The organism is Agrobacterium sp. RC10-4-1, assembly GCF_014138475.1.
In the GTDB taxonomy this organism is placed as follows: domain Bacteria; phylum Pseudomonadota; class Alphaproteobacteria; order Rhizobiales; family Rhizobiaceae; genus Agrobacterium; species Agrobacterium pusense.
Genome location: NZ_JACJIT010000004.1, coordinates 37,450 through 59,434, shown reverse-complemented (window position 1 = coordinate 59,434; position 21,985 = coordinate 37,450). Strand labels below are relative to the sequence as shown.

Below are 21,985 nucleotides of genomic sequence, written 5' to 3'. Positions count from 1 at the left end.
TATTGAAGCTTGTCAATCCATGTGCTAGAGGCGGTCCATGGCTCAGTTTTTTCATCCCGCACGCGAAGACATTTCGCTCACGGCCGTGCTCGCCGCTCTTGGCGAACCGGCACGCATGGGCATCATCCGAAAATTATGGGGCTCCGAGACCGGACAGAATTGTGGAGCCGCAGCACCCTGCCAGGACATGCCGCGTTCAACCCTTTCCAGCCATATGCGGATCCTGCGGGAGGCAGGCTTGATTCGAACCCACAAACAGGGTGTCGAGAATATCAGCGTCGTCCGTGTCGACGATTTGGAAGCCCGCTTTCCCGGGCTCCTTCAATCCATCATCTCGTTCGACCAGCTATAGCGTGACCGAGCGGATTTCCGCCGTCACAGCCTGATGACATAGTCTTTTCGTGTTGTCTCCACGACTTCCCAGGTGCCGGTAAAGCCGGGCCGCAGCACAAGCCTGTCGCCCGGTCTGAGGTCACGCGGGGGCCCGCCATCCTCGGTCAGGATGGAATGGCCCTCGAGGATGCTGAAATATTCCCATTCGTCATAGACGACACGCCATTTTCCGGGTGTGGATTGCCAGATGCCGGCATAAATTCCGCCCTGCGCTTCCTCCAGATTCCATGTGGTGAATTTGGGGTCGCCGGAGATCAATCGCTCCGGCGCTGGCGCACCATGCTCTGCTTCGAGGGGAGCATCTTCGAATGTCAGTAGGTTGCTCATCGCGACGCCGACCTCTCAGACTTTTGCAAGCGATTGTTCAAGATCGGCAATGATGTCGTTGACATCCTCGATTCCGACGGACAGACGCACCACATCCGGACCGGCGCCGGCCGCCGTCTGCTGCTCCGGCGTCAGCTGGGCATGGGTGGTGGAAGCCGGGTGGATGACAAGCGAGCGCGTGTCACCGATATTGGCGAGATGGGAGAATAGCTGCAGCCCTTCGACCAGTGCCTTGCCGGCCGCATAACCGCCCTTGACGCCAAATGTAAAGACCGAACCCGCGCCCTTCGGCGAGTAACGCTGCTGGAGGGCGTGATTGTCGCTTTCCTCCAGGCCGGCATAATTCACCCAGCCGACCTTGGGATGTGCCTTAAGCCATTTGGCGACGGCAAGCGCATTGTCTGAATGGCGTTGAACGCGCAGCGGCAGGGTCTCAATTCCCGTGAGAATGAGGAAGGCGTTGAAGGGCGAAATCGCCGGGCCGAGATCGCGCAGGCCAAGCACGCGGCAGGCGATGGCAAAGGCGAAATTACCGAAAGTCTGGTGGAGCACGACGCCGGAATATTCGGGCCGGGGCTGTGACAGGGCCGGAAACCGGTCAGTTGCCGACCAGTCGAAGGTTCCGCCGTCAACGATGATGCCGCCCATGGAATTACCGTGGCCTCCGAGGAATTTCGTCAGCGAGTGCAGTACGATGTCTGCACCGTGTTCCAGCGGTCGCAGCAGATATGGGCTTGCCATCGTGTTGTCGACGATCAGCGGCAGGCCGTGCCGATGGGCAACTTCGGCAATTGCGGCGATATCCACAAAGGTGCCGCCTGGATTTGCAAGGCTTTCTATGAAGACGGCGCGCGTGCGCTCATCGATCTGCTGTTCGAAACTGGCGGGATCGGTGGCGTCGGCCCAGCGAACCTGCCAGTCGAAACCTTTGAAGGCGTGGCCGAACTGGTTGATCGATCCGCCGTAAAGCTGACGGGCGGCGATGAAATTGTCGCCGGACTGCAGCAGCGTATGAAAAACCAGCAATTGTGCGGCGTGGCCGGAGGCGACGGCAAGCGCTGCGGTACCACCCTCAAGCGCGGCCACACGCTCTTCCAGAACCGCCTGAGTGGGGTTCATGATGCGGGTGTAGATATTGCCGAACTCTTTCAGCCCAAACAGGGCGGCGGCATGATCCGCATCACGGAAAGCGTAGGCCGTCGTCTGATAGATGGGTGTCGCCCGTGCGCCGGTCGTAGGATCAGGCTGTGCGCCCGCATGGATGGCCAGCGTTGAAAAACCGGGATTGCTGCTCGGCATGATGTTTCCTCCAATGGAATTCTGGAGGGATCATAATGCCTTGACGCCAAATGATAAGCCCAATCCGTACCAACTATCGTGCGATATTGAGACGCGGATACTCAATTGCCGGGCAACGGTTCATCACCACGTCAATGCCATAAGCCTCGGCCTTGGCGGCGGCATTATCGTCCCGCACGGATAGCTGACCCCAGATCACCTTTGGGCGTTGCGGCAGCAAGATCGCCTCGTCGACAATCGCGGAAAGATATTCCGGCGCACGAAACACATCGATCATATCAACAGCCTCGGGAATATCGGCCAGCCGGGCATAGACCGCCTGTCCCAGTATCTCCTTGCCCGCCTGACCCGGATTGACCGGAAACACGCGATAGCCCTTGGACAGCAGGAAGCGCATGACGCCATGGCTCGGCCGATCCGGATTGGGCGAAGCTCCCAGCAGGGCGATGGTTTCGACATTCGCCAGGATTTTCCTGAGGTAATCCGCTTCGTAAGTATCATGCTGCATGTCAACTTATTCCTTTGGCATACCACCTGATCCAGAGAGGCGCAGGCGTCTGGAGCGTTGCTTCAATGCCCACCAGCCTCTCCTCTCCCGCATGGTTCCAGCGCCGGCAACCTTCACGCCGTTTCATGCGATGCCATTCTCATCTGGGACGCTCCGGTCTTCTCCGGAACCCCGAAAGCGCAACAAACAATATCTCCGCCGGATCGGCACTCTGCAACCCCGTTTTCATCCACGCAAAATGATTTCACAAAATCGCGCACACACCGGATGTATTGAGTATTTTCATCCACTTTTCAAAAATTGCGCCGAACGGCCATCGAAACAGGGGAAAACAACATTAGCGTGCATTCCATGCGCTCTTCGTCTCCTGTTTGTTTTCATTCCGTTCACCGGTTATTTAGCCGCGACTAATTTTCAAAAAGTTATTTCGTAAACCAACCATTCTATAAGTCTGCAACGTTATAGTGGAGTTTCGATGGGGATTCTGAAATTTATTTTCATTGATGATCATACGATTTTAGTCGCCCGCACGCTCATTTGAAACGCCAGGCGCAATACCGACAACTGGGATAAATGGTGTGCTCTGTCATTTTTCAAGGAAATCCGCAGCGCGAGGCAGAGCCGCAAGCCGTGCATCAGACGTTATTTTCCGGATTAAATCAGAAGCAGGAAAGCGTGTCTCATGCGCGATATTGGATCTCGTTTTTTCATGACGCATAGAAATCAAAAATTTGACGCGTGTCATAATCCATAAAAACAAGCCCGTAGGCACGGGATTGGGGACGACCTCGGCGAGGCAATTGAAAGCGTACACCTACCCGTCCGGAAAATGACTTCCAGTTTCTGAGGCCAATGCTGTAGATTGCCCGAAAAGCCCGCGAGCGAGTCTCTGACTGTGACATTCGACATTCTTATTCTGGTGCTTCTGGGCGCAATGCTGCATGCCGGATGGAATGCGCTGGTCAAATCCGGTTCCGATAAATCGCTGGACGCCTCGTTGATTGCGGCGGGGGCTGCAGCCTGTTCGCTGCCGTTTCTGCCTTTCCTGCCGTTTCCCTCGCCAGTCGCCATTCCCTTCCTGATCGCCTCAGCCGTCCTGCAATTCGCTTATTTCCGCCTTGTCGCCGCCGCCTATACGATCGGCGACATCGGCCTTGTCTATCCCGTCATGCGCGGCGTGGCACCCTTGATCGTGGCGGCGACGAGCAGCCTGTTCCTGAGCGAGATTTTGAGCCCGCTGGCGATTGCGGGCATCGGCGTCATCTCCGCGGGGATCCTGACGCTTGCTTTCGAGGCAAGGCGCGGGGGCGGAAAGGCGATCATGGTCGCCCTGCTCAACGCTTTCGTGATTGCATCCTACACCTTCGTCGACGGTGTCGGCGCAAGGCTTTCCGGCAACGCCATCTCATACACGCTCTGGATGTCTCTGCTGCCACCCGTGCTGCTGTTCGGTTTCGCGTTTTACCAGCGGGGCGCTGGCCCCGTCGTCCAGCATGTCCGGCGCAACTGGTGGCGTGGCCTTATCGGTGGCGGCGGCTCCATACTCTCCTATGGGCTGGCGCTCTACGCCATGACCAAAGCGCCTGTTGCCGTCGTCGCAGCACTCCGGGAAACCTCCATTCTTTTCGCGCTGGTGATATCAGTGGTGATCCTGAAAGAACGCGCCAGCATCTGGCGCTACCTTGCCGGAGGCATCATTGCAGCGGGCGTTCTGGTGATGCGGCTGGGGTAAAACGAGGTCAGATGATGGGGTAAAATAATACCCCATCACCAACCGTTTGTTTTTACTTGGTTATTTTTGCGACCTCCAAAATCGATCATATTGACGCTTTCGTTCGCGCACCGTATAAGCGCGCCAGATCGGATTCCAGCCGGAATAGGGTCATTTGCGGTAGCCCTTATCGGCAACCAAACCAAGCAACAAGAAACGCCCGTATGCTCTTCATGAAGAGGATGACGGGTCCACGTTAGAAAGTGAAATTCATGTCTACTTTCGTTCAGAAGCCCGCTGAGGTGGAGAAGAAGTGGGTCATCATCGACGCCGAAGGCCTCGTTGTTGGTCGCCTCGCCACCATCGTTGCAACCCGCCTGCGCGGCAAGCACAAGGCTACCTACACCCCCCACGTTGATGATGGCGACAACGTCATCGTCATCAATGCGGAAAAGGTTGCCCTCACCGGCAAGAAGTATTCCGACAAGAAGTACTACTGGCACACCGGTCACCCGGGTGGCATCAAGGAGCGTACGGCTCGCCAGATCATCGAAGGCCGCTTCCCGGAGCGCGTCGTTGAAAAGGCCGTCGAGCGCATGATCCCGCGCGGTCCGCTCGGCCGTCGTCAGATGAAGAACCTGCGCGTTTACGCCGGTTCCAACCACCCGCACGAAGCACAGCAGCCGGTCGTTCTCGACGTTGCCGCGCTCAACAAGAAGAACGTAAGGAGCGCCTGATAATGGCCGATCTTTCCTCTCTGAAAGACCTCGCCCCGGCTTCGGAAGCTTCGGCTCCCGTGCATGTCCGCAAGGTTGATACCCTCGGCCGCTCCTACGCGACCGGCAAGCGCAAGAACGCCGTAGCCCGCGTATGGGTCAAGGCGGGTTCTGGCAAGATCATCATCAACGGCCGCGATTTCACCACGTATTTCGCACGTCCGGTTCTGCAGATGATCCTCCAGCAGCCGATCGTTGCCGCTGCCCGCACGGGTCAGTTCGACATCATCGCCACCGTTGCCGGTGGTGGTCTGTCCGGTCAGGCCGGCGCCGTTCGTCACGGTCTGTCCAAGGCCCTCACCTACTTCGAACCGGGCCTGCGCTCCGTTCTGAAGAAGGGTGGCTTCCTGACCCGCGACAGCCGCGTTGTCGAGCGTAAGAAGTACGGTAAGGCCAAGGCCCGCCGTTCGTTCCAGTTCTCGAAGCGCTAATCGCTTCCAGGAACGGTTCGTTCAGAACTTCGAAAGGCGGGGCTTCGGCTTCGCCTTTTTTCATGGCCTCCTCCCTTGTTTTTTCATCGGGAAGACAGCAACCTCGGCGCAAATCGCAATGGGGTGATCAATGCCGGCCAAAACCATCGACCATGCCTTCACCGCAATGTCCCTGACATCGGCCGCCACGGACCCGACCCATGCCGGTGTCCTCTCCTTCATGCGGCGCAAATATACCAAGAACCTCAAAGGCGTTTCGACTGCCGTGTGGGGTATTCCCTTCGACGCGGCGACCTCCAACCGTCCCGGCGCACGTTTCGGGCCCCAGGCGATCCGCCGCGCCTCGGCGATTTTCGATAATGATCCGCAATATCCTTTCGCGCGCGATCTCTTCGTCCATATGCCGACCATTGATTATGGCGACTGCCTGCTTGACTACGGCAACCACTGGAAAACGCCTGACACGATCGAAAAGGAAGCGCGCAGGATCATCTCCAAGACGGATTACCTGCTGACGCTCGGCGGCGATCATTTCATCACCTGGCCAGTGCTGAAAGCGCATGTGGCCAAGCACGGCCCACTCGCGCTGGTGCAGTTCGACGCGCATCAGGATACATGGTTCGACGATGGCAAGCGCATCGACCACGGCTCCTTCGTGGCCCGCGCCGTGCGCGACGGGCTGATCGATGCCGACCGCTCGATCCAGATCGGCATCCGCACCCACGCGCCTGACGATTTCGGCATCCGCATTCTTCACGGTTACGAGGTGGAGGACATGCGGGCCAGCGATATCGCGTCGCTGATCGTCAAGCACACGGGCGGTATGCCCACCTATCTCACCTTCGATATCGATTGCCTCGATCCCGCCTTCGCGCCGGGAACCGGCACACCCGTCGCCGGCGGGCCGACCAGCGCTAAAATTCTCTCCGTTTTGCGTGGGCTTGGCCAGCTCGATATTCGCGGCTCCGACGTTGTGGAGGTGGCACCCGCCTACGACCATGCGGATATTACCGCCATTGCCGGAGCGACCGTTGCGATGTATATGCTTGGCCTGCGTGCCGAACGGCTGGCCAAGGCTGGCTGACAAAGACGACGGCACTTGCCAAACTGATTCCGACTACCCTCGCAACCCTCTGAAAAGTCAGGACAAGGACATGACAGCGAAGATCTTCATCGATGGCGAACACGGCACCACGGGTCTGCAGATCCGCACGCGCCTTGCCGGTCGCCGCGATATCGAGCTGCTGTCCATTCCGGAAGCCGAGCGCCGCAATGCGGCGATGCGCGAGGATATGCTCAATAGCGCCGACATTTCGATCCTCTGCCTGCCGGACGACGCGTCCCGGGAAGCGGTTTCCATGGTGGCTGGCAACAATAATGTCCGCATCATAGATACCTCCACCGCTTATCGCGTTCATCAGGACTGGGCTTACGGTTTTGCCGAAATGGATAAGGACCAGGGCGAGAAGGTTCGCTCTGCCCGTCTCGTCGCCAATCCCGGCTGCTATCCGACTGGTGCGATCGCCCTTATTCGCCCGCTGCGGGCCGCTGGCCTCCTGCCCGACGGTTATCCTGTCAGCGTCAATGCGGTCTCCGGCTATACTGGCGGCGGCAAGCAGATGATTGCGCAAATGGAAGACCAGAGCCGCGACGACGCCATCAGTGCCAATAATTTCCTTTATGGCCTGACGCTCAAGCACAAGCATGTGCCTGAAATGACCATTCACGGCCAGCTTGACCGCGCGCCGCTGTTTTCGCCCTCCGTAGGTCGCTTCCCGCAGGGCATGATCGTCCAGGTGCCGCTGTTCGCCGCCGACCTTAAGGAAGGCACTGATATCGAAACGATCCATGCGGCACTCACCGCCCATTACGCCGGGCAGGATATCGTCAGCGTCGTGCCTCTGGCCGAGAGCAAGGGGTTGGCGCGTATCGATGCCGAGGAATTGGCTGGCAAGGATACGATGAAGCTCTTCGTCTTCGGCACCGAGGGCGGCGAGCATATCAACCTCGTCGCGTTGCTCGACAATCTCGGCAAGGGTGCCTCCGGTGCTGCCGTGCAGAACATGGAACTGATGCTTTCCGCATGAGACGTTGCTCGTGACCATGACCACGCCCTCTTTTCCGGCCTCGTGGAATATCGAGGCCGTAAAGCAGATTGCGGATACGCCTGCCGGGGTGGTCTACGAGCTTGTGCGCGATGACGGTTCCCTTGCGGTCGCCAAGGTTCTGAAGAAGAAAGTATTGACGGACAGCCTTCGCGGCGCGGATTTCATCGAATGGCGCGCCGGGATCGGCTGCGTGGAGTTGCTTGACCGCTCCGATGATATTCTTCTGATGGAACATGCTGGCACGGAGACCCTGCGCGACGTGCTGTTCCGCGACGGTGACGACGATTCCACCACGGAAATCGCAGCGGAAGTCCTGCTTCGATATCACCAGCCGTCCGAGCAGCCGCCGCCCTCAAGTCTGCTGACGCTGCCTCTCTATTTCGAAAGTCTGTTCCGCAAGGCCGAACAGGATCGTTCCGACGGCATCGACAGCGCCTATATCGAGGCCGCCACGCTTGCGCAGGAACTGATCGGCCAGCAGCGGGATATCAAGCCGCTGCATGGCGATCTGCACCATGAGAATATCATGCGCAGCGATCGCGGCTGGATCATCATCGATCCCGCTGGCCTGATCGGCGATGCGGCGCTCGATGTCGCCAACATGTTCTCCAATCCGCTCGACCGTTTTGACCTCACCCGCAGCGAAGCGCGCATCGCCTCCATGGCGGCGATTTTTGCGAAGGCTCTCCAACGGGACGAACGGCTATTGCTGCAATATGCCTTTGCCTATGGCTGCCTTTCTGCCGCGTGGCATGAAGAGGACGAAAATGCGGAAGAACGCGACAACGAACTCGCTGTCGCGGCAACCATTAAGGCCGTCCTGAAACAGTTCTGAGCGAGTTCAGTCCCTGACTTCAACCGCAACTGGCGGCGGATATTCTCCAATGAATCCGCGCCAGTGGGCAACCGCAAAACCGAGCACGACCAGCGCCATGCCCTGATGGGCGAGCGCGACATGAATATCCACATGCATGAGCAGCGTGGTTACTCCCAGCGCCGCCTGAATGCAGACGAGCACGAAGAACAGCACCGAGCGGCGGGCGTGCGGCGTACCGGGCAAGGCGCGCGCCATCGATGCCATATGCCACAGCGTGGCGGCAAACAGCGTATAGGCGCCCAGGCGGTGAATGAACTGCACCGTCTTGGGGTTTTCGAAGAGGTTGATCCACCAGGGCTGCTGCAGGAAGAGATCGCCCGGCACCAGCGAACCATCCATCAGCGGCCACGTATTATAGGACAGGCCGGCATTCAACCCCGCCACCAACGCGCCGAGATAGATCTGGAAGAGACAGAGCACCGTCAACAGCGCGGCAAAGCCCCTGCCCGTCTTTTCGTCGGTGGCCTCGGGGGAATGATGGGACAGGCCGCGCAAAATCCACATGCAGCCCGCAAAGATGAGGCAGGCGATGGTCAGATGTGTGGCAAGACGATATTGCGAGACATCCGTGCGGTTGACGAGGCCGGAAGAGACCATCCACCAGCCGATGAAGCCCTGGAAGCCGCCAAGCGCCAGTAGACCGACCAGTGGTAGCCGGAGGCGCTTTTCGACGCGGCCTGTCAGCCAGAAGAAGGCGAGCGGCAAAGCGAAGATGAGGCCGATGGCGCGGGCAAGCAGGCGATGCGCCCATTCCCACCAGAAGATCGTCTTGAACTCGTCGAGCGACATGCCCTTGTTGATTTCCTGATATTGCGGAATGCGCTTGTAGAGCTGGAACTCCTCTTCCCACTCCGCAACGGAGAGCGGCGGTATCGCGCCATGGATCGGTTTCCATTCGGTAATCGACAGGCCGGATTCGGTCAGGCGGGTTGCGCCACCAACGAGCACCAGACAGAAGAGTGTGAAAAGCACGAGGCGCAGCCAGACGCGCAGCAGGCGGCGGTCCTTTTCCTGCTTCTGCAGGGCAGCCTGCACCACCATTTCCGCGGAACCATTGGCCATCGTCATGCCGCTCGAACTCATCTTTCAGTCTCCTTCATACAGCCATGTTGATTAGCCCCAACCGGCACCACAAAACAAGGCCTCAGGGTTTGCGGCATCCGGTCGCGGCGCTATAGTCATGCACCTGTTCAATCACGGAAGATTTCATGCACCCTCGCCTCAGATCGCTTATCGGCACCATCGTCATCATCTGCCTCGTCGTCGTTTACGCCGTGGTGGCGACGGCCATTGCATCGGCGGCGCTGGCGCAATCGCCCTGGTGGGTGCATCTCGCTTATTTCGTGCTGACAGGAATTTTGTGGATTTTGCCGGCGATGCTGATCATCAAATGGATGGCCGGGCCAAAAAGACAGGGCTAATGCGGGACCACCGCGTGACACCTTAAGGTCGCAATTTTATAAACCGATTGTTTGCCGCTCAAAGATATAGTCCGACCGAAACAACCGGAGAGAGTGGATGGCGGCTGAGGGGCCGGTCTTTACCAGCGACGAGCAAGCGCCGACCGCCGTGCAAAACGAGCGGCGGGGCGCTGACCGTCTGTCGGTCGATCTCGTCGATGACGCTTCCACCATCCATGTCGATTGGAAGCGGCTGGAAAACGATCCGCTCAACTCCCTGCATCAGGGTTTTGGGTGGTGCTCCATCTGGGCACAAACGCAGGACAGCGCGCTCCTGACGCTTCGCGGCCGGCAGGGCGGCAAGACGATCTTCCTGCTTCCGCTTGAAATCGTGTTGGAGGGTGGCATTCGCAAGGCGCGTTTCCCCGGCGGCCGTTTCAACAATATCAATACCGGGCTTTTCGACCCCTCCTTTGCCGAACAGGCCGGAGAGGAAATCGCGGCGGCGATTGCCCGCGAGGCGCGGAAGCTGCTGCATGGCCGGGCCGACATTCTGGCTTTGCAGAACATACCGCTGACGTGGCGCGGCAGGACCAACCCCCTGTCGCATCTAGCTTCGGTCGAAAACCAGAATCCGGCCTTCCAGCTTCCGTTGCTCGAAAGTTTCGAGGCCACGCTCCGGCAGGTCAATGCCAAGAGACGGCGGAAGAAATTCCGGATCCAGAGCCGGAGAACCGAGGAAATGGGCGGTTACAGCCATGTGATCGCGCATTCTCCACAGGAAAGATGTGAATTATTGCAGGCCTTCTTTCGGCAGAAAGCCGCCCGTTTTGCATCGCAGGGCATTCCGGATGTCTTTCGCGACCAATCGGTAAAGGATTTTTTTTACGACCTGGCCAATGTTCCCGAGACGGGCACAGACAGTCTGCTGGAGCTGCATGCCATTCGCCTGCACGGCGAGAACGAGGGCGTCATCGCCGCAATAGCCGGTCTTTCGCGCAAGCAGGACCACATCATCTGCCAGTTCGGTTCGATCGATGAATCCGTTTCGGAACTCAGCCCCGGAGAATTGCTGTTCTGGCTTATGATTGAAAGGGCGTGCCACCAAAGGGCTGCGATCTTCGATTTCGGGGTCGGCGACCAGCTCTACAAGCGCAGCTGGTGCCCGCTTTTCACCGTGCAGCACGATATATTCCTGCCGATAACGGTGAAAGGTCGCGTCGCCGCAGCAGCCTATGTCGCGATCGCCCGAACGAAAAGCCTGATCAAATCCAATCCGGCTCTCTATGCGCTCATTCAGCGTTTCCGCGCCGGCCGGCCGACAGCAGCTTCGACAAGGGGTCTCGACTGAACAGCCGGTCAGGCCGCGCTCAGGTGGTCCGGCTTTCGCATGCCGGTCATCGGCAGAGCCTGCTCGTAGCCATGAGCAACCAGTTCTTCGAGCGTTTTCTCCAGCATCTCCCCGTCCTTGTCTGGAACCGAGACAATGATTTCTGCCGGCAGATTGCGCAGCATTTTTTCGAGGCTCGAAATCTGCACCGCTCCACACTCCACAAGCACCGTGTCGTAAGCGTCGGAAAGCGCACCGAGGATCATCGTCAGGCGGTCCAGAGCACGCATCGCCTCGCGGGGCTGCGCATTGCCGCGTGGAACGATATGCGCATCTGACAGACGGTCGCCGTGAATGGTTTCACCGAAGGCGGCCGCTCCTGCCAGAAGGTCCATGACACCGGGAAGTCCGGCCTCGGGCGACATCAGCCGTGTCGGGCAGGCGGATGCCGTCATGTCGACGAGAACGACCGAACGCCCCATTTCAGACAATGCGCGCGCCAGCATGACGCTCGTGGTCGAACCGCTGTCACCGGCCGGAGATACAATGGCGGCGACGGGTTTGGCGAGCCGTGTGGACAGAAAGCCCGCCACGGCGTCGATCGAAAAGTCACTGGCGGCATCGGCATCCTCATCCACCACCGCCTCTTTCGCAGCCGCGACATCTTCTGCCGCCAATACCGGCGGCATGGCAGTGGCTGCGGGCGGGTCACGCCGTTTCTCTTCTACGGCGACGGGCTGTTGTGCCGCAACCGGCATGGCGCGGACGCCCGGCGCCACATTTTCAGCAGGTGCCGGCGCCGGCTGCTCAGGCGCATCCGTCGTCTCATCCGCTTCAACCGGCCCGCGTGCAGGTGGTGGCGGATCGGAAAGTGGTGGAACCTGACTTCTTCCGACCGGTTTCAGCGCCCTACCCGTAAAGAGTTCCACCAGCATGACGACAATGCAGGACAGCAGAAATGCTGCGAGCGTGACAACGATGGTGATGGCACCGGTTTTCGGGAAATAGGGTTCGCGTGGCTCAACTGCCGTCGAAATCACACGCGCATCGGCCGGCGTGGAATCCGCAGAGCCAGCCCTCGACGTCGCCTCGCGATAGCGGGCGAGATAGGTTTCCAGAAGCTGCCTCTGCGCGGATGCTTCCCGCTCCAGGTCGTTAAGGCCCACCTGCTGCTCACCGGCACGCACGCTTTCCGATTTCAGCACGTTCAGTTGCTGCACCAGTTGCCGCTCCCGAAGGCGTGAGACATTGGCCTCATTTTCGAGACTTGCCAGCACCTTGCGGGTTTCCTCCTGAATTTGCCTTTCGATGCCATCGAGCTGGTTGCGCAGCGCCCTTATGCGGGGGTGGCCTTCCAGCAGCGAAGACGAAAGATCGGAAATCTGGCTGCGGATGTTGGTTTCGTTTTCCTTCAGCCTCTGGATGGTGGGAGAAGCGACGACATCGGGAAAGGTATCGAGAGGACGACCGCTGGCAAGCGCGTTGCGCACGCCTTCTGCGCGCGCCTCCGCATTGGCGCGCTCGCCGCGGATACGGCCGAGTTCCGTGGAGATGTCGCTCAGCTGACGTGTGGCGAGCGTTTCGCCCTGCCCGGCCGACAAAAGATCGGAGGAGGCACGATAATCCGCGACCTTCTTGTCCGCCTCCCGCACCTTTTCGCGCAGCGTGGCTATTTCCGGCTCAAGCCAGCGCGCTGCTTCCGTGCTGGTATCGAGCTTCGCGCCGCTTTGCAGCGCGAGATAGGCCTTCATCATCTCGTTCGGGATGGCCGCAGCGAGCTTCGGGTCCTCTGAAGAAAACTCGACCGTGATGACACGAGAACTCTCGACCTGATAGACCTGCAATTTCTCGCGGAACGCCTTCAGCACCCGCTCTTCAGGCAGAACCTGAAGTGGATCCTTCTTGACGCCGACGGCAACCAGCAGGCTCGAAACCAGCGAAGGATGCGCCTCCGGATCGAATTCCTCGAGTTCATAGAGCTTCATGTCCCTGGCGACCTGCTTGATGAGGTCGACGGACTGCAGGATCTGCACCTGGCTGGATACTGTCAGTTCGTCCAGCACTGGCTCGGCCGGCGCGTTGGACTGCTGGGAAGCGCCAAAGGAAGCAGCACGGGATTCAATGAGCACGCGCGCCTCGCCCTTATAGGCGGGCGACATCATGCTGGAAACGACAAAGGCGGCGCCGCCGGCCAGCAGCGTTATGGCCGCGATTCTTCCCCGACGCCGCCATATGGCCGCGACGAGTTGCGCAAGATCAATATCCACATCCCTGTCGTCAATGCGATCGCCGTTCATACGGGCTCCGTAACCGAGATAAACCTCGGGCGCTCAAATAAAGATGGTCAATTTTCGCGAAGTTTAAGTCTTGCGGGTAACACAACCGTTAATCACCGAGACTCCGACGAAATAAAGCCGATATTACCGGGCCTGACGCTGCGCGTTTACCGTGCATTAACCCTAACAGAACGATAAGAATGATCAAAGTTCGACTCGGAGCCAGATGAGATGCCGCTCGCCGGATCACGACATGTCACCGCACTGACGTTTGCCGTTCTGACGGCCCTTTCCGGCTGTTCGGCCTATCAGCCTGCGCCGCGGTCATTCAATGAGGCCGCACTGCAACCCTATCACGTCGACAGCGGCGACAGACTGCGTATCAACGTGTTCGAACAGGCCGGGCTGACAAATACCTATACGGTCGATCAGGCGGGCTATGTCGCCTTCCCTCTCGTCGGCCAGGTGCCCGCGCGGGGCAAGACGCTGCCACAGCTGGAAGCCGCGATCGCGGCCAAGCTTCGGCAGGGATATCTGCGCGATCCCGATGTCACGATCGAGATAGATCGTTATCGCCCCGTCTTCATCATGGGCGAAGTGGGCCGTCCTGGCCAATATTCCTATGTGCCGGGCATGACGGTGCAGAACGCCATCGCCATTGCCGGCGGCTTCAGCCCGCGCGCCAATCAGGCAGATGTCGACGTCACCCGCAAGATAAACGCGGAAGTGATGACGGGCCGGATCGGTATCACCGCACCCATTCTTGCGGGTGATACCGTCTATGTACGTGAACGCTTCTTCTGAAAGGGGCGCGGCGAACGTGTCGGACGACGGCCCTCCCCTGCGCATCATTCACTGTTTTCGTTCGCCGGTGGGCGGCGTTTTCCGCCATGTGCGTGATCTTATCGAGGAACATGTCAGGCAGGGCCACAAGGTTGGCATCGTCTGCGACAGTTCCACCGGCGGCGCGCATGAGGAGAGGCTTTTCGCGCAGATTGCGCCGATGCTGGAGCTCGGCCTGACGCGCCTGCCCATCCGGCGCTCCATTACCCCGGGCGATCTGCTGGCGCTTTGGAAAGCCTACAAACACATCAAAAGTTTGCGGCCGGACATTCTGCACGGGCACAGCGCCAAGGGTGGCGCTTTGGCCCGGCTGATCGGCTCATTGCTGCGGGCGAACAGGTATCGCGTAGCCCGCCTCTATTCACCGCACGGCGGAAGCCTGCATTATGCCCGCAACACCCTGAAAGGACAGCTCTTCCTGCGGCTGGAGCGGTTTCAGGAACGGTTCACCGATGCGCTCTGTTTCGTCTGCAAGTTCGAGCAGGCGGCCTATGAAGCCAAGGTTGGCAAACCGCGCACCCGTACCGCGATGATCTATAACGGCGTACAGGAAAACGAGTTCGAACCCGTCCCCGCGCAAGAGGGCGCGGCGCATTTCCTCTATATCGGCATGCTCCGTGACCTTAAGGGGCCTGACCTCTTCATCAAGGCCTTCGCGGAAATGGAGCGCGGCATCGGCCGGCCGATGTCCGGTGTCATCGTCGGCGATGGGCCGGACAGGGACAAATACGCGGCGATGATCGACAAGGCCGGTCTTTCCCGGCGCATTTCCATGCATGCCGCCATGCCCGCCAGACAGGCCTTCGCCCTGGCCACGACGGTGGTAGTCCCCTCTCGCGCGGAGGCCATGCCCTATATCGTGCTGGAGGCACTTGCAGCGGGAAAAACGGTCATCGCCTCCGATGTCGGCGGGATTCCCGAAGTCTTGGGAGAAGAAAGCGACGCGCTCGTCCCGGCCGGCGACGTCGAGGCGCTGGCGAGGGTCATGGCCAGGGATGCCGAAGATGCCGGTTGGGCGAAACGGATCATGCCCCACCCCGACAGCTTCAGGGCGAAGTTTTCGACGCCGGTCATGGCGGATGACATGATGAAGCTCTATCGCGACCTGCTGTTGCTCTAAAATCATTTCAAAGACACGATTTTTGATTGTATATTCCGTCATCCTCAAGAAACCCATCATAAACGTTTCTTAGCATGTTTCGGCTAGTTTCCAGATCGTGGAGCGCCGTGCGTCCGTCCGGATGCATCAGGCCCGCTCCACCACTTTGAAGTTGCGTATCGTCCGGTCGGAAATCGATGCCGATTTTCGCGCCGATGCGCTGGAGGGTGCGGACCAAGCAATGACCAAGGCTGACAAGGATAGACTGCAATTCGATCTGGCGTCGTTGCGCAAACAGATTTCCGAGCAAGAGGCCAACGGGCCTTCGACATCGGAAGCCGTCGTTCTCAACCCTCTCGCACGGCAGATTGCCAACCAGCTTCGCGGCGGCAATCACTCCCCGAACATGGTGATAGGCCAGTTGCGGCTTCTGGAATTCACCATGCTCGTGGTGATCGCCGCCATCATCAACGGCGTCGCCGCCGATCGGGGTATTGAGACCTTCTTGGCGGTTTTTGGCGGCGGCGTACTGGGGGCCGCGCTCTGCGTCTTTCTTCTTCAGGCCGGCGACTGTTATCAGTTGCCGACGCTACGCACGCCACTGTCGATGTTCGCTCGCATTCAGGGCGCGGTCTGCCTGTCCTTCGTTGGCACAGCCTGTTTCCTTCTGCTCTTTTTTCCCGATGCGCTGCATTCCTGGCAAGCCTTCGGCATCTGGTATGCAATTGCCGCGATCGCCATTTTCACCGGAAGACTGATCCTTGGCTTCGCCATCCGCCACTGGGGCCGCAATGGCGTCATGGAACGCCGGGCGGTCATCGTCGGCGGTGGTGATGCTGCCAAGGATCTCATTCGCTCGCTCGAGCAGCAATCCGACAACGACATCCGCATCTGCGGCATTTTCGATGACCGGCAAAGCGCGCGCTCTCCCGACGTCGTCGCGGGTTATCCCAAGCTCGGCACTTTCGCCGAACTGGTGGAATTCGCCCGCCTGACCAAACTGGATATGCTGATCATTGCCCTGCCGTTAAGCGCCGAGGCACGCATTCTCCAGCTTTTGCGCAAGCTTTGGGTGCTCCCGGTCGATATCCGCATTGCGGCGCATGCCAACAAGCTGCGCTTTCGCCCGCGTGCCTATTCCCACGTCGGCAAGGTGCCGATGCTTGACGTTTTCGACAAACCGATCCGGGACTGGGATTCCGTCGCGAAGCGGCTGTTCGACATCACCTTCAGCCTCATCGGTATCGCCCTTCTGTGGCCGGTCATGGTGGGCGCGGCAATCGCCGTCAAAACGACGTCCAAGGGGCCTATCCTCTTCAAGCAGAAGCGCCATGGCTTCAACAATGAAACCATCAACGTCTGGAAGTTCCGGTCCATGTATACGGAACTCAGCGATCCGACCGCAAAAAAGGCCGTCACCAAGAACGATCCGCGCGTAACGCCCGTTGGCCGCTTTCTGCGCAAGTCCTCGATGGACGAGCTGCCGCAGCTTTTCAACGTTCTTCATGGCGACCTGTCGCTGGTCGGGCCCCGCCCGCACGCGGTTCATGCCCAGACCGGCGACCTGAAATATACCGAAGTGGTGGAGCATTATTTCGCAAGACACAAGGTCAAGCCCGGCGTAACCGGTTGGGCCCAGATCAATGGCTGGCGCGGAGAAATCGACCATGGCGACAAGATCAAGTTCCGCACCGAATATGATCTCTATTACATCGAGAACTGGTCGCTGTTTCTCGATCTCAAGATTCTGTTCCTGACGCCGATCCGGCTGCTCAAATCGGAAAACGCCTATTGACCCACACCGGTTATCAGCACGCCCCGGATTTCGATGCGCCTTTGGCTGCCATGCGGCTCATCGGTTCGTTCTTCATTGCCTTCGGCGTGTTTCTTTCCGGCTTCGTTATCTCCGAGCCAGCGCCCTATGAGCTGATGATGGTCGGGCAAGTGGCCCTGTGGTTTCTGCTTGGCCTGCGACTTTCACGCACCGTCGTCCTGCTGCTGTGCCTGTTGCTCGCCTTCAATATCGGCGGATATCTCTCGCTCACCACCATGGCCGACCTGGATGAGGGGCCGCTTTATCTCGCCGTTTCGACTTTTCTGGCGCTGACTTCGGTGTTTTACGCGGCAATCATCGAGGACCGATACCAGCGGCTGCTTTTGATTTTCCGGGCGTGGCTGGCGGCGGCGGTGATCACCTCCCTGCTCGGCATCATCGGCTATTTTCACGCCATTCCGGGCTTCGAAGTCTTCACCCTTTACGATCGCGCCAAAGGCGCCTTTCAGGATCCGAACGTCTTCGGTCCCTTTCTGGTGACACCATCGCTTTATCTCATCTACGGCCTGCTGACCGGCAAGACGATGCACGCACCCTGGCGAATCCTCGGCCTGCTGATCCTGTCGCTTGGCGTGTTCCTGTCGTTTTCGCGTGCGGCCTGGGGGCTGTTTCTGTTTGCCACCGTACTGCTCGTCTTCGTCATGATGCTGAAGGAACGTACGGCGGCGTTTCGCCTGAAAATCCTCGTGCTGTTTCTCATCGCCGCCGGACTGATGGTAGCGGCTGTCCTCATCGCGCTGCAGTTCAAACAGGTGGCCGATTTGTTCTCCAGCCGCGCCTCGGCCGTGCAATCTTATGATGGCGGCCATCTGGGACGGTTCGCCCGCCATTATCTCGGTTTCCTGCTGGCGATGGAACATCCGCTCGGTATCGGCCCGATGGTGTTCGACAATATCTTTCCAGCAGCCGAGCACAATATCTGGCTGAAAAGCCTGACGACACATGGCTGGTTCGGCTTCGTCATCTATCTCGTCCTGATCTGCTGGACCATCGCCGCCGGTTTCAGACATCTCTTGCGCCCGCGCCCGTGGCAGGCCTTCCTGATCATTTCGTGGGTGGCTTTCGTCGGGCATGTGATGATCGGTGCTGTCATCGATACCGACCACTGGCGACACTTCTTCCTGCTGCTCGGCATATTGTGGGGTTGCATGGCACTGGAAAAACGCGAAGGCCTGCGCCGGCGCGCGGTTGGCGCATAAACAGCTAACCTAACGGAACCTTCCACGATTTCATGCGTTTAGCCCCCGATTCTGATTGTCAAACGGGGAGACATCTTATGACGCAGACCAATAATCTCTATCTCATCATCGGCGCGCTGATTGTCGTCATCGCAGGCCTTGGCATTTACGTCTGGCATGAAGAAAGCAAGCCCAAGGGGATCGAGATGAATATCGGCCCGAATGGTGTTTCCGTTCAGGAAAACTGAGCCGCAAGCGTCGCGCAAAGTCCGACGATTAAACCGGGTGCGTTCCAGCCCAAAAACGGCCGGAACGCACCCGGTCTTCTTATGAAAGAGGACAAATGGCAGGAATCGCAGATTCACGCCGCGCCGGCCCGGTACGGATGATGCGTATCTGGTCCGATCATGGACATCCCGCGCAATGGTCTCCTCCATCGACCTTTCCACACGTCTCACCGCCACCAAACTGGCCCTCAAGGCCATCAGGGAACAGGAAGACAACTCCGCTGCGACTTCCACATCATCACGGACGACGCTGCTCAATTCCTATGGCATCGACACCACCACCTCCACCTCTTCCAGCAATACGCGGCTGACGCAGCTTCTGGCGCAATATGCACGAACCTCGGACAATGAGGCGGAGAGCGGTGATACGGACAAGACGGCCGCTTCCGGGGACATCACCCGGGCGGACTTCATGAAGGATCTGAAAGCGACGCTCGAAGAACTTTCCGGGGATCCCGCCAAGGCGGCGCAGGCCAAGTCGATGCTGGAAGCATTGGCTGCCGGCACGCTGACGGTGTCCAACCCGGCGGACGGCGTAAAGATCAAAGCGTGGGATGTGACAGACGACCCCAAGACCGCCTCGAAACCCGCCACAGCGATCGCAACGGCGGGCTGGAGCGACTTCCTGAAGGATCATCTGAAACGCGATGGAGCGGCCTATGCAAAGGGCGCTAACGGGGCTTATATCGATGGCATTTCCGGCGACAACGCGTTTTTTGGCAGTGTCGGCAGCCGTTATTATTATCTCACCTGGCCGCAGGCTAAGGACGGCACACTCACCGTTTGACAGCAACGGCTGACGCAGAAGCGCTGCGACATCGATGATGCCGCAGCGTTGCTTTTATCCGTTTCAGGCAACCGGTGTAGCAGGCTGATGGCTCCCGCCCGAAAGTGCTTTCTGTAGTTCGGCTTCCTGCTCCGGCGAGAGCGATGTTTTGATAACCCTGCCGCGCAGCCCTTCCAGTTCCGCCAGAACCTTTTCCGGCTGCACCTTTCGGATCAATACGAAAAGAGCCGACGACCCGTTTGGAATGGTCTCGCTCAGGGATTTGATGAAATCGTCATCGATGCCGTAATCCGTCAGCGAGCCCGCAAGCGCGCCCGTTCCCGCGCCAATGGCACCGCCGATCGCAAATCCCGCCAGCGGGTTGAGGAACAGCAGGCCGACGAGGCCGCCCCACAGGCCACCGGACAGAAATCCGGAACTTGCACCGATCGCTGTCAGGTTGACGCTCTGCTTCAGATGAACCTTGCCATTTTCATCGCGAACCACGACAACGGCATCTTCCAGATCGACCAGATACTCCTTCTTCAGGCTCGCAAGCTTCAGAAGGACCCGGTCGGCCTCTTCCGTTCCGTCAAAACCGACAACGACAAGTTCGGACATTGTTTGTCTCCCTGAGTTTCAATTCCGCTGCGAATGAACGTTAAAGATCGCGGCAGGTTCCGGCCATGATGAAAAGATGATGTGTCAGGTGTTTGACAGCCACGCAGCCGGCAAAACGCGGTGCTCCATTGATCCCATTCCCGCAGTCCACATCCTTTGTTCGTTTTTTTTAGAAAAGGCCATTTTCCGCTTGCGCCCTAACAGGCTTCTATATAAACGGCTTTCAGGTTCGGAGCGTAGCGCAGCCCGGTAGCGCACTTGACTGGGGGTCAAGGGGTCGTGGGTTCGAATCCCGCCGCTCCGACCATTAAATCAGATAGATAGCCAGTTCCCCCAGAGCTGGCTATATTTGTTTTAGCGCTCCAGTAACGAGCGTTATGCGCAGGTTTCAAATATCCCGTTCGGGTGTGCATTTATTCAAGCCTTGAGAACGAAGTGTGCTGAGATGGCAAAAAAACCGAAAATAGAACACTCGGAATTTTCAGGCGAGTTTGAAGACGAGGGTATCACTGTCCTTGTTGACATCTACCGGCCCGCGGGCACCCAGCAAGACTGGACCCTGGAAGTTATCAGCGAGCACGACGATGTCACCACCTGGGACGAACCTTTCGCAACCGACAAAGACGCATGGGAAGAATTCCTTGCTACCTGCGAAAAAGACGGGATTCGCAGCTTTCTGGATAGCGAGGATCCTTCGGTCCACTAACCCATCGCGCGACGCCGCGCTTGGGTTGGGTTAAAGCTCTGTAGGGCGACCCCAGGCTCACAGGCCCATTTTGCTTAGGTGCTCACCGGCAAATTCTACAAAAAAAGCGGGCGCGATATGCCGTCGCCCTCCGTCAAATGACGATGTGCATTGCCGTGTTGACTCTCTGCTAAAATTAGAACATTTAGTGAACAAAAGAGAGGTCACCTACCATGTCCGACGCTAAAAAGATCACCCCCATACGGCCTGACGACATAGCGGGATACGTCATCCAGTGTCATGACGGTGATGCAAGGGCGGCCGTCGAGGCGCTACTCGGCGAAATCGAGCATTTGCAGGAGCAGCTGTCCCTTGCTGTCGCCATCATGGGAAAAGGATATACGCGCGGGTGGACGCCGGACATGGATCGCGATTAGAAATCGCCTTATCCACAGTTGGTCTCCGATACCCATGACGCGGTCAAGTCGCACAGATTCCACGCTCCGATAAAAGCTTCCCCTGCCGACAGAGAGCCGAAGCGCGGGTGGACAATTCACAGAAGCATTACAGCCAATGGCGCTTCAGAAACGGGGCGTTATCAGTTGCTTCCCGTCCGGTCGAAGCCTTGCTCAATATTCATTGGAAGCGATGGCAAAGTCGTCAGTGATCGGCATATCCTCCACATTTTCCCAGGTCCGGTCCATGGCATAGGTTTGCGAGAGATAGGGAATGCCGATGTGGCCATAGCGAACCGAGAGCTGACTTTCTGCTTCCTTTTCTCCAAGACGCGCGACGCGACTGAGATAAAGCGCGGTCGCGAGGCCCGTCCTGTCCGCACCCGCCTTGCAATGAATGAGAATCGGTTTCGGCGCGTCGCGCATGATCGCGACCAGTTCGTTTACCTGGCTCATGTTGAGCTCCTGGCTCGCGGACATGCCAAAATCAATATGATTCAATCCGAGTTTGCGCGAGGTCTCGACCTCATCCCGGTACCACGCCTGGGATTCATTTGACCCGCGCAGATTGATCACAGTCCTTATTCCGTGATCCTTGGTGTAGCGAACAAGTTGCTCGCTGCTCGGCTGGTTGGAGCGATAAAGCTGCCCGGCCATCACCTCGTGGAAGTTGCCGAGGAGTTGAATGGCATAGAGATATCCGCCTGCCGCAAGCACGACGAGGCCCATGCCCCCAAAGGAGCACTTCCAGAATCTTCGCATAATAAAACGGTTCCCTGAT

At 58.6% G+C, this 21,985-nt stretch carries 24 protein-coding genes and 1 tRNA gene; 18 read left to right on the top strand and 7 right to left on the bottom strand.

Annotated elements, in window-relative coordinates:
* The first annotated feature begins 37 nt into the window (after positions 1-37).
* Positions 38-352: an ArsR/SmtB family transcription factor gene (locus tag FHW77_RS11945; RefSeq protein ID WP_004441293.1), complete on the top strand. Its 315-nt coding sequence runs from the start codon at positions 38-40 to the stop codon at positions 350-352.
* Between the two features lie 23 nt (positions 353-375).
* Here the strand turns inward: FHW77_RS11945 and FHW77_RS11940 are convergent, their stop codons facing one another.
* The 3 genes from FHW77_RS11940 to FHW77_RS11930 all read right to left on the bottom strand — a co-directional run bounded on the left by FHW77_RS11940 (position 376) and on the right by FHW77_RS11930 (position 2,527).
* Entirely contained in the window at positions 376-720 is a 345-nt protein-coding gene (locus FHW77_RS11940; RefSeq protein WP_004441292.1) for a cupin domain-containing protein, read from the bottom strand.
* 15 nt (positions 721-735) lie between these two features.
* Complete coding sequence (locus FHW77_RS11935; RefSeq protein WP_004441291.1) at positions 736-2,019, bottom strand: O-acetylhomoserine aminocarboxypropyltransferase; 1,284 nt, start codon at positions 2,017-2,019, stop codon at positions 736-738.
* Between the two features lie 73 nt (positions 2,020-2,092).
* A complete protein-coding gene (locus FHW77_RS11930) occupies positions 2,093-2,527 on the bottom strand; it encodes a CoA-binding protein (protein ID WP_004441290.1) in 435 nt (144 codons plus the stop codon).
* 895 nt (positions 2,528-3,422) lie between these two features.
* Here FHW77_RS11930 and FHW77_RS11925 point away from each other — a divergent pair.
* The 6 genes from FHW77_RS11925 to FHW77_RS11900 all read left to right on the top strand — a co-directional run bounded on the left by FHW77_RS11925 (position 3,423) and on the right by FHW77_RS11900 (position 8,388).
* A complete protein-coding gene (locus tag FHW77_RS11925; RefSeq protein ID WP_004441289.1) occupies positions 3,423-4,259 on the top strand; it encodes an EamA family transporter in 837 nt (278 codons plus the stop codon).
* Between the two features lie 251 nt (positions 4,260-4,510).
* Entirely contained in the window at positions 4,511-4,975 is a 465-nt protein-coding gene (gene rplM, locus FHW77_RS11920; protein ID WP_004441288.1) for a 50S ribosomal protein L13, read from the top strand.
* 2 nt (positions 4,976-4,977) lie between these two features.
* A complete protein-coding gene (gene rpsI / locus FHW77_RS11915) occupies positions 4,978-5,445 on the top strand; it encodes a 30S ribosomal protein S9 (protein WP_003521540.1) in 468 nt (155 codons plus the stop codon).
* Positions 5,446-5,575: 130 nt separating this feature from the next.
* Positions 5,576-6,529 (top strand): agmatinase, encoded by a 954-nt coding sequence (gene speB / locus FHW77_RS11910; protein ID WP_034495766.1) that lies wholly within the window; start codon positions 5,576-5,578, stop codon positions 6,527-6,529.
* 70 nt (positions 6,530-6,599) lie between these two features.
* Positions 6,600-7,532, top strand: a complete 933-nt coding sequence (gene argC, locus FHW77_RS11905) for an N-acetyl-gamma-glutamyl-phosphate reductase (protein WP_004441284.1) — start codon at positions 6,600-6,602, stop codon at positions 7,530-7,532.
* Positions 7,533-7,542: 10 nt separating this feature from the next.
* On the top strand, positions 7,543-8,388 hold the full coding sequence (locus tag FHW77_RS11900; protein WP_086133883.1) for an aminoglycoside phosphotransferase family protein: 846 nt from the start codon (positions 7,543-7,545) through the stop codon (positions 8,386-8,388).
* A 6-nt stretch (positions 8,389-8,394) separates the two neighbouring features.
* Here FHW77_RS11900 and FHW77_RS11895 read toward each other — a convergent pair whose 3' ends face one another.
* On the bottom strand, positions 8,395-9,498 hold the full coding sequence (locus FHW77_RS11895; protein WP_168183784.1) for a COX15/CtaA family protein: 1,104 nt from the start codon (positions 9,496-9,498) through the stop codon (positions 8,395-8,397).
* Between the two features lie 140 nt (positions 9,499-9,638).
* On the opposite strand from FHW77_RS11895, the gene FHW77_RS11890 reads away from it, so the two are divergent.
* The gene (locus FHW77_RS11890; RefSeq protein WP_004441278.1) at positions 9,639-9,851 is read left to right on the top strand and encodes a DUF2842 domain-containing protein; all 213 of its coding nucleotides are present in this window, start codon (positions 9,639-9,641) and stop codon (positions 9,849-9,851) included.
* Between the two features lie 97 nt (positions 9,852-9,948).
* Positions 9,949-11,181, top strand: a complete 1,233-nt coding sequence (gene uppA, locus FHW77_RS11885) for a polysaccharide biosynthesis GNAT family N-acetyltransferase UppA (RefSeq protein ID WP_004441276.1) — start codon at positions 9,949-9,951, stop codon at positions 11,179-11,181.
* An 8-nt stretch (positions 11,182-11,189) separates the two neighbouring features.
* On the opposite strand, the gene uppB is transcribed toward uppA, so the two are convergent.
* The gene (gene uppB, locus FHW77_RS11880; protein WP_004441272.1) at positions 11,190-13,457 is read right to left on the bottom strand and encodes a polysaccharide biosynthesis protein UppB; all 2,268 of its coding nucleotides are present in this window, start codon (positions 13,455-13,457) and stop codon (positions 11,190-11,192) included.
* A 210-nt stretch (positions 13,458-13,667) separates the two neighbouring features.
* On the opposite strand from uppB, the gene uppC reads away from it, so the two are divergent.
* The 6 genes from uppC to FHW77_RS11850 all read left to right on the top strand — a co-directional run bounded on the left by uppC (position 13,668) and on the right by FHW77_RS11850 (position 19,464).
* Positions 13,668-14,240, top strand: a complete 573-nt coding sequence (gene uppC / locus FHW77_RS11875; RefSeq protein WP_004441270.1) for a polysaccharide export protein UppC — start codon at positions 13,668-13,670, stop codon at positions 14,238-14,240.
* A gap of 16 nt (positions 14,241-14,256) precedes the next feature.
* Complete coding sequence (gene uppD, locus FHW77_RS11870; RefSeq protein ID WP_034496223.1) at positions 14,257-15,399, top strand: polysaccharide biosynthesis type 4 glycosyltransferase UppD; 1,143 nt, start codon at positions 14,257-14,259, stop codon at positions 15,397-15,399.
* 220 nt (positions 15,400-15,619) lie between these two features.
* Entirely contained in the window at positions 15,620-17,173 is a 1,554-nt protein-coding gene (uppE, locus tag FHW77_RS11865; protein WP_004441267.1) for a polysaccharide biosynthesis glycosyltransferase UppE, read from the top strand.
* A complete protein-coding gene (uppF, locus tag FHW77_RS11860; protein ID WP_004441266.1) occupies positions 17,170-18,411 on the top strand; it encodes a polysaccharide biosynthesis O-antigen ligase family protein UppF in 1,242 nt (413 codons plus the stop codon). The genes uppE and uppF overlap by 4 nt, the downstream gene beginning before the upstream one ends.
* Before the next feature lie 77 nt (positions 18,412-18,488).
* Positions 18,489-18,638: a hypothetical protein gene (locus FHW77_RS11855; protein WP_003521552.1), complete on the top strand. Its 150-nt coding sequence runs from the start codon at positions 18,489-18,491 to the stop codon at positions 18,636-18,638.
* A gap of 175 nt (positions 18,639-18,813) precedes the next feature.
* A complete protein-coding gene (locus FHW77_RS11850; protein ID WP_044458774.1) occupies positions 18,814-19,464 on the top strand; it encodes a hypothetical protein in 651 nt (216 codons plus the stop codon).
* A 63-nt stretch (positions 19,465-19,527) separates the two neighbouring features.
* Here FHW77_RS11850 and FHW77_RS11845 read toward each other — a convergent pair whose 3' ends face one another.
* Complete coding sequence (locus tag FHW77_RS11845; protein ID WP_044458773.1) at positions 19,528-20,064, bottom strand: DUF1269 domain-containing protein; 537 nt, start codon at positions 20,062-20,064, stop codon at positions 19,528-19,530.
* Between the two features lie 230 nt (positions 20,065-20,294).
* Between FHW77_RS11845 and FHW77_RS11840 the strand changes: the two genes are divergently transcribed.
* From FHW77_RS11840 to FHW77_RS11830, 3 genes are all read left to right on the top strand, one after another.
* Positions 20,295-20,371 (top strand) — tRNA-Pro (locus FHW77_RS11840).
* A gap of 138 nt (positions 20,372-20,509) precedes the next feature.
* Entirely contained in the window at positions 20,510-20,770 is a 261-nt protein-coding gene (locus FHW77_RS11835) for a hypothetical protein (RefSeq protein WP_004441257.1), read from the top strand.
* A gap of 212 nt (positions 20,771-20,982) precedes the next feature.
* On the top strand, positions 20,983-21,186 hold the full coding sequence (locus FHW77_RS11830; RefSeq protein ID WP_044458772.1) for a hypothetical protein: 204 nt from the start codon (positions 20,983-20,985) through the stop codon (positions 21,184-21,186).
* Between the two features lie 192 nt (positions 21,187-21,378).
* Here the strand turns inward: FHW77_RS11830 and FHW77_RS11825 are convergent, their stop codons facing one another.
* Positions 21,379-21,933, bottom strand: a complete 555-nt coding sequence (locus FHW77_RS11825) for a dual specificity protein phosphatase family protein (RefSeq protein WP_006697968.1) — start codon at positions 21,931-21,933, stop codon at positions 21,379-21,381.
* Positions 21,934-21,985: the final 52 nt, after the last annotated feature.